This is a genomic window from Azospirillum sp. (assembly GCF_035627195.1).
In the GTDB taxonomy this organism is placed as follows: domain Bacteria; phylum Pseudomonadota; class Alphaproteobacteria; order Azospirillales; family Azospirillaceae; genus Azospirillum.
The window spans coordinates 1-10,428 of sequence record NZ_DASPMG010000379.1; the positions used below are offsets into that span (position 1 = coordinate 1).

10 protein-coding genes and 1 pseudogene are annotated in these 10,428 nt (G+C 69.3%); 4 read left to right on the forward strand and 7 right to left on the reverse strand.

Annotated features, from left to right (window positions below):
- Window positions 1-1,138, reverse strand: a 1,138-nt coding sequence (gene leuS, locus VED21_RS33080; RefSeq protein WP_324890170.1) for a leucine--tRNA ligase, incomplete at its 3' end; no start/stop codon positions are given.
- A gap of 92 nt (window positions 1,139-1,230) precedes the next feature.
- Window positions 1,231-1,761 (reverse strand): DUF3576 domain-containing protein, encoded by a 531-nt coding sequence (locus tag VED21_RS33085; RefSeq protein ID WP_324890172.1) that lies wholly within the window; start codon window positions 1,759-1,761, stop codon window positions 1,231-1,233.
- Window positions 1,762-2,094: 333 nt separating this feature from the next.
- Here VED21_RS33085 and VED21_RS33090 point away from each other — a divergent pair, with 333 nt between their 5' ends.
- Together VED21_RS33090 and VED21_RS33095 are read left to right on the forward strand one after the other, a co-directional pair.
- The gene (locus VED21_RS33090) at window positions 2,095-3,210 is read left to right on the forward strand and encodes a porin (RefSeq protein ID WP_414638369.1); all 1,116 of its coding nucleotides are present in this window, start codon (window positions 2,095-2,097) and stop codon (window positions 3,208-3,210) included.
- 297 nt (window positions 3,211-3,507) lie between these two features.
- On the forward strand, window positions 3,508-4,668 hold the full coding sequence (locus tag VED21_RS33095; protein WP_324890176.1) for a porin: 1,161 nt from the start codon (window positions 3,508-3,510) through the stop codon (window positions 4,666-4,668).
- Window positions 4,669-4,732: 64 nt separating this feature from the next.
- On the opposite strand, the gene VED21_RS33100 is transcribed toward VED21_RS33095, so the two are convergent.
- Complete coding sequence (locus VED21_RS33100) at window positions 4,733-5,308, reverse strand: hypothetical protein (RefSeq protein ID WP_324890178.1); 576 nt, start codon at window positions 5,306-5,308, stop codon at window positions 4,733-4,735.
- A gap of 127 nt (window positions 5,309-5,435) precedes the next feature.
- Here VED21_RS33100 and VED21_RS33105 point away from each other — a divergent pair, with 127 nt between their 5' ends.
- Window positions 5,436-6,134 carry a YggS family pyridoxal phosphate-dependent enzyme gene (locus tag VED21_RS33105; RefSeq protein WP_324890180.1) on the forward strand — a complete coding sequence of 233 codons (699 nt, stop codon included), beginning with the start codon at window positions 5,436-5,438 and terminating at the stop codon, window positions 6,132-6,134.
- Between the two features lie 110 nt (window positions 6,135-6,244).
- Here VED21_RS33105 and VED21_RS33110 read toward each other — a convergent pair whose 3' ends face one another.
- From VED21_RS33110 to ribA, 3 genes are all read right to left on the reverse strand, one after another.
- Window positions 6,245-6,745: a L,D-transpeptidase family protein gene (locus tag VED21_RS33110; RefSeq protein ID WP_324890185.1), complete on the reverse strand. Its 501-nt coding sequence runs from the start codon at window positions 6,743-6,745 to the stop codon at window positions 6,245-6,247.
- A 26-nt stretch (window positions 6,746-6,771) separates the two neighbouring features.
- Entirely contained in the window at window positions 6,772-7,737 is a 966-nt protein-coding gene (locus tag VED21_RS33115) for a hypothetical protein (RefSeq protein WP_324890182.1), read from the reverse strand.
- A 174-nt stretch (window positions 7,738-7,911) separates the two neighbouring features.
- Window positions 7,912-9,057: a GTP cyclohydrolase II gene (gene ribA, locus VED21_RS33120; protein ID WP_324890183.1), complete on the reverse strand. Its 1,146-nt coding sequence runs from the start codon at window positions 9,055-9,057 to the stop codon at window positions 7,912-7,914.
- A gap of 338 nt (window positions 9,058-9,395) precedes the next feature.
- Here ribA and VED21_RS33125 point away from each other — a divergent pair, with 338 nt between their 5' ends.
- Window positions 9,396-10,085 (forward strand): response regulator transcription factor, encoded by a 690-nt coding sequence (locus VED21_RS33125; protein WP_324890184.1) that lies wholly within the window; start codon window positions 9,396-9,398, stop codon window positions 10,083-10,085.
- 9 nt (window positions 10,086-10,094) lie between these two features.
- Here the strand turns inward: VED21_RS33125 and VED21_RS33130 are convergent.
- Window positions 10,095-10,428: pseudogene (locus VED21_RS33130) on the reverse strand (hypothetical protein); the annotation flags it as partial.

Below are 10,428 nucleotides of genomic sequence, written 5' to 3' on the forward strand. Positions count from 1 at the left end.
GGCCGGTGTAGGCCTCGTCGCCCACCGTGAAGCTTGCCGGGTCGGCATCGGCCGGGATGACCACCGGCTTCACCGGCAGCCCGTACTTGCGGGCGAAATCGAGGTCGCGCTGGTCGTGCGCGGGACAACCGAAAATAGCGCCCGTGCCGTATTCCATCAGCACGAAGTTCGCCACGCAGATGGGCAGTTCCCAGCTCGGGTCGAACGGGTGGACCACCTTCAGGCCGGTGTCGAAGCCGCGCTTCTCGGCGGTCTCGATCGCCTCCTCGCTGGTGCCCAGGCGGTTGCACTCGGCGATGAACTCGGCCAGCTCGGGGTTGCCCTGCGCCAGCTCGGCCGCCAACGGGTGGTTGGGGGAGATGGCCGCGAAGGACGCGCCGAACAGCGTGTCGGGGCGCGTGGTGAAGACCTCCAGCCGCTCCGATCGCCCTTTGACGTCAAAGCGGAAGCGCACGCCGGTGGACTTGCCGATCCAGTTCTCTTGCATCAGGCGCACGCGCTCGGGCCAGCGCTCCAGCTCCTCGATGCCCTTCAGCAGGTCGTCGGCGAAGTGGGTGATCTTCAGGAACCACTGGGACAGCTTGCGCTTCTCGACCAGCGCCCCGGTGCGCCAGCCGCGGCCGTCGATCACCTGCTCGTTGGCCAGCACGGTGTTGTCCACCGGATCCCAGTTGACCCACGACTCCTTCCGGTAGGCCAGCCCGGCCTTGTAGAAGTCGAGGAACATCTTCTGCTCGTGGCGGTAGTACTCCACGTCGCAGGTGGCGATCTCGCGGTCCCAGTCGACCGACAGGCCCATGGACTTCAGCTGGGCCCGCATGGCGGCGATGTTCTCGCGCGTCCACTTGGCCGGGTGCACGCCCTTCTCCAGCGCGGCGTTCTCGGCCGGCAGGCCGAAGGCGTCCCAGCCCATCGGGTGCAGGACGTTGAAGCCCTTGCCCCGCTTGTAGCGCGCGATGACGTCGCCGATGGTGTAGTTGCGGACGTGGCCCATGTGGATGCGCCCCGACGGGTAGGGGAACATCTCCAGCACGTAGTACTTCGGCCGGGAGGCGTCCTCGCGGGCCGCGAAGCAGGCCCGCTGCTCCCACACCGCCTGCCACTTCGCTTCGGTTTCCTTGACGTTGTAGCGCGACATGGCGGTTGACTTGTTCCGTTCCTGAAAATCCGAAATCCGACGGCGAACCCGGGGCGGGCGGCGGCCGTGCCGGCGCCGCCCTGCCCGGCCGCTTACTGGGACACGTTCTGGGCGATGCGCAGCTGGCGCGCGCGGGTGAGGATCGAATCCTCCAGCGTCGACGAGGTGCCCGGGTCGACCGGCACGTCGCGCCAGTCCGCACCGTTGCGCTGCTGGCGGAAGACCGAGGCGCGCACGCCGTCGGCGCGCAGCTGGCGGTCGAGGATGTAGAGGTTGACCTTGACGCGCTCATTGGGCGTCTCGGGCGGCGTGTACCAGTCGGTGAGGATGACGCCGCCGAACGGGTCGGCCGAGGCGATCGGCATGAAGGACAGCGTGTCCAGCGACGCGCGCCACAGGAAGCCGTTGACGCCCAGGCCGTTGGGGTCGCCTTCCGACTTCTTCTTGTTGCCGCCGAACAGGCTCAGGCCACCGTCGCCGCCGAAGACGCTGCCGAACTTATAGGATTCGCGCTTGAGGTGCTCGCTGTGGGTTTCGGTCTGGCCGCCCCAGCTCGAGCAGCCGGCCACGGCCAGCGATGCGAGGATCACGGGGGCGAAGAAGGCGGTGCGGAAGCGGCGCATGGTCGGAAACATCATCTCAAGGAGTGGGTTGCCGCAGGCGTGCCCGCGCGCAGATGCCGCAGAAAAGACCATAAAACCATCGGATCGCGCAACAGCCGATGCGCGCTGACGCGGTGCAGCAAGACCCCCTTTGGGCACCTTCGCGGTGTGGTCCGTTAGACACACTGTTCCATGAAAGCTGCAATTTTGAACTTTACGGCTTGCTGGCTTCGGCTGAGGTGCGTAGGACAGTCACAGCCTGGAAGTTGACCCGGCTATACAATTTGCTGCCAGGATGGAGGCAACATCATGAATCGGTATCTGCTGGCGGGCTGCGCCGCCGTTGCTCTCGCGATGGGAAGCGGCGCGGCCAATGCCCAGGCCAAGTTCGAGGTCAAGGTCGGTGGCGACGCGTACTTCGAAGGCGGCTACGTCGACCAGGACCTGGACTCGGGCCTGCGTTCGGTCGAGTTCCGTAACCGTTTCCGTCTGAACATCGTTCCGTCGGCCAAGGCTGACAACGGTCTCGAGTACGGCGGCCGCATCCGCATCCGCGCCGCGGGCAACAGCCGCAACACCGACGCCGACCGCGCGTACATCTTCGTGCAGGGCTCGTTCGGTCAGGTCCGCATGGGTGTGTCGAACACCTTCAACGACGAGACCGTCGTTTCGCGCCCGATCGACTACCTGCCGTTCGGCCTGTACGATCAGGCTCTGAACTACGTCGGCCCGAACGGCACGGGTGGCACGGGCGGTGGCCTGGCCGCCATCAACCGCGCCGGCGGTGGCAGCATCGTGTGGCCGTCGCTGGCCCCGGACGTCGCCACGAAGATCGTCTACTTCTCGCCGCGTTTCGCCGGCTTCCAGTTCGGCGCTTCGTACACCCCGAACGGCAACAGCTCGAACACCGACTCGGATCGTTTCGAGCGCGCCGCCATCGGCACCGGCACCCTCACCCCGTACTTCCAGGACGAGCTGGAAATCGGCGTGAACTACAACAACACCTTCGGCGGCGTGACCGTCAAGGGCAGCGCCGGCTACATGTGGGGTGAGGCGACTGAGAGCACCACCAGCGCCAACAACTTCAAGAACCTGAACGCCTGGATGGCCGGTCTGCAGGTCGGCTACGCCGGCTTCGCGGTGGGCGGCAGCTACACCGACTTCGGCAAGAGCGGCCAGCGTCAGGCTGCGGGTCTCTTCAACGAGAACGCCCGCGTGTGGCAGCTGGGTGCGCAGTACACCACTGGCCCGATCGTCGTCGGCGCCGGCTGGATGTACGGCCAGGATCAGGGCTCGGCCACGACCATCGGCAAGCGCAAGGTCAACGTCTACGAGATCGGCGCCAGCTACACCGTGGCTCCGGGTCTCGCCGTTCAGGCCCAGTACGACTACGTGAAGACCGACTTCGAGGGCTCGGCCCTCGACGACAAGGCGAACGTGATCGTCCTGCGCACGACCCTGGCGTTCTAATAGAACGTTGGTTCGCGAAGGAGGCGGCAGCTTCGGCTGCCGCCTCTTTTTTTGTGCCTTTTTTCTGTGCAATGCGCTCTATTTTGCGGCAGCGAATGTGCCAGAAATGCAGCAAACTGGAAAATGTGCGTGATATCAGCGACTTACGTATGTGTCGCGAAGGTCACACTGTCTCATGACCGCACGCCTTCGGTTTCTTGCGCCTTGCGCGAACATTTCCGTCCGGTTTAACTCGACCTCGACAACGATACCGTTTCCGGCCCTCCCCAATCGGCCGCTCGTCAAGAGGATTGACCTATGATGAAGCGTTCTCTCGCTCTCGGCTGCGCCGCGGTCGCGTTCGCCGCGACCTCCGGCACCGCCCTCGCCCAGGCCAAGTTCGACGTCACCGTCGGTGGCGATGCGTTCCTCCAGGGCGCCTACATCGATCAGGACGATGATGCCGGTCTGCGCAGCTTCGAGATGCGCAACCGCTTCCGTCTGGTCGTGACCCCGACCGCCAAGGCCGACAACGGCCTGGAGTACGGCGGCCGCGTCCGCATCCGCGCCGCCTCCGGCGCCCGCACCACCGACGCCGACCGCGCGTACATCTTCGCCAGCGGCGTGTTCGGCACCCTGCAGGGCGGCGTGATCAACGGCCTGTCGGACGAGTACGGCATCATCGGCCCGAACGTCGAAGGCATCGCCGGCGGTGCGGACAACGCCACGCTGGAATTCCTGACCGGCTCGTCGTCCTACAACTCGGGTCTCGCGGCCAGCGCGCAGAACTTCCGCAACCTGGTCAGCGGCGACGTCGGCACCAAGGTCGTCTACCTGACGCCGAAGTTCGCCGGCTTCACCGGCGGCATCTCCTACTCGCCGCGCACCGGTGACCACAACACCAGCGTCAACCGCCTGGAGCGCCTGCCGTTCGCCAGCGGCCAGCGCGCCGTGGACTACCAGGACATCGTCGAGGTCGGTGCGAACTACGCCAACGAGTTCGGCGCGGTCACGGTCGAGGCGTCGGCCTACTACCAGTTCGGTAAGGCCACCGACACCACCGGCGGCGGCGTCGCGACCTACGAGGACCTGTCGTCCTACAACATCGGCCTGAACGTCGGCTTCGCCGGCTTCAAGGTCGGCGCCATGTACATGAACGCCGGCGACAGCGGCTACAACAAGAACACCGCCGTCAACTTCAGCCGCACCAAGCAGGACGTCTGGATCCTCGGCGCCAACTACACCACCGGCCCGATCATCCTGGCCGCCAACTACCTGCGCTACAAGGATGCCGGCGACCTGACCGTGAACGGCTCGTCGAAGCTGGACCTGTACCAGGCGGGCGTGACCTACACCGTCGCCCCGGGCCTGACGGCCGGCCTGGAGTACAGCTACTTCAAGGCCCGTCACGACGACACCGTGTCGTTCCCGAACGACAAGGGCAGCATCATCATGCTGGACACCCGTCTGGCCTTCTGATCGGCAGCACCGGGTCAACGGCAACGGCGGCGGAGCAATCCGCCGCCGTTCGCTTTTGTGGAACCTACTTCTTCCCGCCGTTCTCGCAGAGCAGCAGCATGATGGCGTCCTGCACGGGCGCCCAGAACAGCATCAGCTGCTTCTTGTCCGCGTCGGCCGTGTAGACGGCCAGACCCGGCTCGGCCACCTTGCTGGTCACCTCGGTGATGGTGTAGCCGACCGCCTTGAAGGCACCCATGGTCGACTGGAAGATGCGGTCGGCCCGCGCCTGCGCCCCGGCCGCGTCCAGGCCGGCGAACTCCCAGCCATAGCTTTCCAGCCGCCCGCAGGTCCGCCCGATGCCGGCGGCCACCGGCCCCATGTACTCCGCGTAGGTGCCGTCGTCCTTCAGGGGGAACGGCCGCTCGGTGAAGCGCACGCCGGCCAGCGGCGATCCCTCCATGGTGGCGGGGGCCGCCGGCTTTTGTTCGGCCGGCTTCTGTTCGGCCGGCTTCTGCTCGGTGGGCTTCTGTTCGGCGGGCGCCTGTTGCGCCGGCTTCTGCTGCGGGGTCGGTGCGGGCTGCGCCGGCTTCGTGCCCTGGGCGAAGGCCGGCGACGCGGCGAGGGCCGTCAGCAGCACGGAAGCGATCCAAACACGCATGTCCCTTGTCTCCTCGAACGCTTGCGTTTCGACGGGGCGTCCGTTACCACGCCGCCGCCGCCGGTGTATACATCAGCGCTTAGACATCAGCGCTTGCACCCATCGGGCGACGAACCGGAGAACAGCCATGCCCGCCACCGAGTCCCTCCCCACCATCGCCGCCCGCCTGGCCGAGGTCCGCGCCACCATCGCCGAATCCTGCGCCGCCGCCGGCCGCGACTCGGGCGCCGTGACGCTGGTCGCCGTGTCGAAGACGCACGGGCCCGACGCCATCGCCCAGGCCCTGGACGCCGGCCAGCGCGTGTTCGGCGAGAACCGCGTGCAGGAGGCCAAGGCCAAGTGGCCGGACCTCAAGGCGCGCCACGCCGGGATCGAGCTGCACCTCATCGGCCCGCTGCAGACCAACAAGGTGAAGGACGCGGTGGCGCTGTTCGACGTGATCGAGACGGTGGACCGCCCGAAGCTGGCCGAGGCGTTGGCGGCGGAGATGGCGCGCAGCGGCCGGCGCCCGCGCTGCCTGATCGAGGTGAACACCGGGGAGGAACCGCAGAAGGCCGGCATCCTGCCCGCCGACGTCGATTCGTTCGTGGCCGCCTGCCGCGACCAATACGGCCTGCCCGTGACCGGCCTGATGTGCATCCCGCCCCAGGACGAGGAGCCGGCCATGCACTTCGCGCTCCTGGCCGAAATGGCCCGGCGCAACGGCCTGGACGAAATCAGCATGGGCATGAGCGGCGACTACCCCACCGCCATCCGCTTCGGCGCCACCCACGTGCGCGTCGGCACCGCCATCTTCGGCGCCCGCGAGTCGTGGCAGCCGGAATAGGGTCGACGTTGGGTTTGCGCCTGCGGCTTAACCCAACCTACGCGGGACGTTTCCGTAAGTTGGCCCGTAGGTTGGGTTGAGCGCCAGCGAAAACCCAACGGCCGCGTCCGTCACGGCTCCACCACGCGCAGCACCGTGTCCGGCCCGCAGTCCTTCAGCAGGCGCAGCAGGTCGGCGATCTCCAGCGCGACGCAGCCCGCGGTCGGCTCCCAGTCCGGGCGGGCGACGTGCATGAACACCGCACTTCCCATCCCCGGCACCACGGGGTCGTCGTTGTGGCCCAGCACGACGATGACGTCATAGACGTGGTCGTCCCGCCAAAGCTCCTCGTGGCTGGCGGGGTAGGGCCGCTTGACCGGGCGGTTGTAGGCCGGGTCGGCCGGATCGTCGCACCAGCCGTCGTCCGGCGCGATGGCCTGCGCCGGCAGGGCGGTTTGCGGCGCGGCCACGCGGTCGGGCCGCCACAGGACGCGGCGCAGCGCCCAGGTGCCGACGGGCGTGGCGCCGTCGCCTTCCCGCTTGTCGGCGCGCACGCCGCCACGGCCCAGCGCGCAGCGCGCCGTGCCGCCTGGCCACGCCAGCCGCCCGTCCGGGAACACCGTGATCTCCATGGTCGCGCTCACCGGTCCGTCACCCCTCAACCCGACACCCGCACGCCCGCCGGCGCGGTGCGGACGGCGGAGGCCTTCTTGGCGGCCTCGTACTTGGCGAGGTTGCGCATCATCACGTCGGACAGCATCTCCGGCGGCACCGGGGCAGGGGCGGCGGCCGACTTGCCATCAGCCGACTTGCCATCAACCGGCTTGGCGCCCTCGGCTCCGGCGGCGGCCGGGGCGGGCTGCGGGGCCGTCTGGGGAGCGGCGGAGGCGTTGGCCGCCGCCATCGCCGCGGCGGCGCCCGGCGTGGGCGCGGTGCGCGCCGTGGCGGCGTGCTTCGCCTGCATGGTGTTGGCCAGGATGGTGTCGCGGGCCGGCATGCGACTCGGCCGGTGCTCGCCGGCCGCGGCGGCGAAGGCGTCGCGCGGGCCGGTGACGGTCCCGCCGGCCGGCGCCCTGGCCGAGGCCGCTGCCGTGCCGGCGCCCGCAGCGGCGCCCGCCGGCATCGCCGGCTGGGTCGCCGTTTGCGCCGCCGCCTGCGTTGCCGTCTGGGCGGACGGGGCCGGGGAGACCGGGGCAGCCGCAACGGTCGCGGGTGCGGCCTTGGCGGCGGCAGGCGCCGCCTGGGCCACCGCGATGCCGTGGTTGTTCGGGTCTTCGAAGCCCAGCGCGGCCATGGCGTGGCCTTCGATGCTCTTGCCGGTGGACTGCTCGACCACCGCGCCGAACATCGAGGTGACGGCGCCCAGCGGGCCGCCGTACAGCATGCCGCCCATCACCTGCTGGGCCGGCTTGATGGTGTCGCCGGTGAGGCTGCGGTAGATGGTGCCGACGACGGGGATGTGCTGCAGCGGGTTGACGACGTCCAGGAAGTCCAGGAACGACATCTCGCCGGGCTGGTCGTACGGCTCCTCCGTCGCGCTGCGGACGATGGGGCTGTAGGAGGACTCGCGCTGCACGGCACGCGCGCTGGCGGCGGCATCAAAGGTCGTTGCGTCGATCGCCATGGGCCGGTCCTCCGGACAAAAGGGTCCGAACTCCCTGGTGCAACCGCCGTGCCAGCCAAAACGGCCGATTCCGCGCCGTATTCCCGCCGTTCCGCGCCGGCCCCGGCAACTCCTGCCGGGCGGCGGTCGATTCCTGCCCGGCGGAATCGCCCGCCGGGCTGCCAGAACATGCTGTCAGAACATATGGCCGCTGCGTTCCGCCTTGGTGCGCAGGTAGGCCTCGTTGTGGCCGTTGGCGGCGAAGATGTGCGGCACGCGCTCCACCACCTCGATCCCGCAGCGGGCGAGCTGGCGCAGCTTCTCCGGGTTGTTGGTCATCAGCCGCACGCTGCGGAAGCCCAGCTGGCGCAGCATCTCCGCCGCCGGCAGGTAGACGCGCTCGTCCGCCTCGAAGCCCAGCATCTCGTTGGCGTCCACGGTGTCGAAGCCGCGGTCCTGGATGCGGTAGGCGCGCAGCTTGTTGACGAGGCCAATGCCCCGCCCCTCCTGCGCCAGATACAGCAGGACGCCGCTGCCCAGGCCGGCGATCTCCTTGATGGCGCCGCGCAGCTGCTCGCCGCAGTCGCAGCGCAAGCTACCCAGCAGGTCGCCGGTGAAGCATTCGGAATGCAGCCGCGCCAGCACGGGGGCGTCGGGATCCGGGTCGCCGATGATGATGGCCAGATGCTCCGGCCCGCCGTCGGCCGGGCGGAAGGCGACGATGCGCGTGTGCTCCGCCCCGTCCAGCGGCACGCGGGCGTCGGCCACCTGGCGCAGCGTGCGCACCACATGCACGCGGTAGTCAGCGACGTCGTGCGCCCGCGCCATCAGCACGTCGTGGCGCGCCGCCCAGGCGGCGGCGCTGCCGCGCAGGCCGCGCACCGGCACCAGCACGGCCGCCGGCAGCAGGCGCGCCAGCTTGGCAAGGTCGACCGCCGCCGCCTCCCGCGTGCCCGGCTCGGCCATCGCGCCGCTCAATCCGGCGGGCAGCGGCATGCCGGGCCGCTGCTCGGGGTCGGCCAGCATCAGCGCGTCGCCGGCGGTGAAGCCCTGGGGCAGGGTGAGGACCACCGCCCCTTCGCCGTCCGCCGCGAAGCTCAGCGCGCGAGCGCGCCGCTTGCTGACGGCCAGCACGGCGTCGCCGCCGCCGGCCAGCGCGCGCAGGCGCGCCAGCGTGTCGGCGGCCAGCGACTCCACCGACAGGACGAGCGCGGCACTGCCGTCCGCCCCCTCGATGGCGACGGGTTCGCCGCGGCGCAGCGCCGCGAGCACGCGGTCAACGGCGCGCAGGACGGCCTCGTCGATGGGGTGGGCGGGGGTGGGGTGGACGTCAGCGTACATCGTATAGAAGCCGGTGCTTGTGGCCGCCGTGCGAACCGGCGACTCGGGAACGTGCGCCGAACCCTAGCGATGACGAACGAGAAATGCAAAAGCGCATGCATCCGTCCAAAGTTTCGCGCAAGGGTTTCGACCCGCCAATCATGGGACCGCCTGGATATGGTGCGGCGATCGCCTGTTCCCAGGGTGCGCCCGGCGGGCGCCGCCGGGCAAGCGCTTCCCGCGCGCTTGTGTGTTGCGCGCCGTGGAACGATCGGCCCCGGCCGCCAAGGCCGGTCAGGACAATCAAAATACCGCGTGGTAAGGTTCGTGCCGGACGGCCCGGAACACCGACGATCGGCATGAATCCCGCCAAGCGCATCCTACTGGTCGACGACGACGAGGCCCTGCGGCAATCGCTGGCCGAACAGCTCCACATGCTCGAGGAGTTCGAGACGGCGGAGGCCGGCACCGCCGCCGCCGCGCTGGAGATCGCGCGCCGCGACCCCTTCGCCGCCATCCTGCTGGACGTCGGCCTGCCCGACATGGACGGGCGCGACCTGTGCCGCGTGCTGCGGCGCGACGGCGTGCGCTGCCCCATCATCATGCTGACGGCGGCCGGCAGCGACGCCGACGCCATCCTGGGCCTCGACTCGGGCGCCAACGACTATGTCACCAAGCCGTTCCGCCTGGGCGTCCTGCTGGCCCGCCTGCGCGCCCAGCTGCGCCAGTTCGAGCAGAGCGAGGACGCCGTCTTCAGCATCGGCCCCTACACCTTCCGTCCTTCGGCCAAGCTGCTGGTGGAGGAGGCGCGCAACCGTAAGATCCGCCTGACCGAGAAGGAGACGGCGATCCTGAAATACCTGTACCGCGCCGGCGACAAGGTGATCGGCCGCGACACGCTGCTGGGCGAGGTGTGGGGCTACAACGCCGGGGTGACGACGCACACGCTGGAAACGCACGTCTACCGCCTGCGCCAGAAGATCGAGCGCGATCCGTCGAACGCCCGGATCCTGGTGACCGAGCCGGGCGGGTATCGCCTGGTGCCGTAGGGACACCCGTTACCGCGGACCCTTGCCGCGTCGCTCCGCGATCGTCACTTCGCCCGTATAACCGATCCAGCGGCGGCGCGTGCCGTCCACCCCGTTCATGCGCGATCCCTGCGGGCGCCACAACCCGCGCCCGCGCGGCACGACGGGCAGCAGCCGCACCTTGCGGCCGACGATGGCCAGTCGGCGGCGCCAATGCGCCACCACCTGCACCGAGGTGCCGACGCGGCGTGCGATCTCCTGATCGGACAGCATGGCGCTGCCGGGGTCCTGCAAATGGTCGAGGATGGCGCGGCGCTTCTCCACCGTGGTGTGGCGGCTGTGCCGGCGCTCCAGCGCCTTGCCC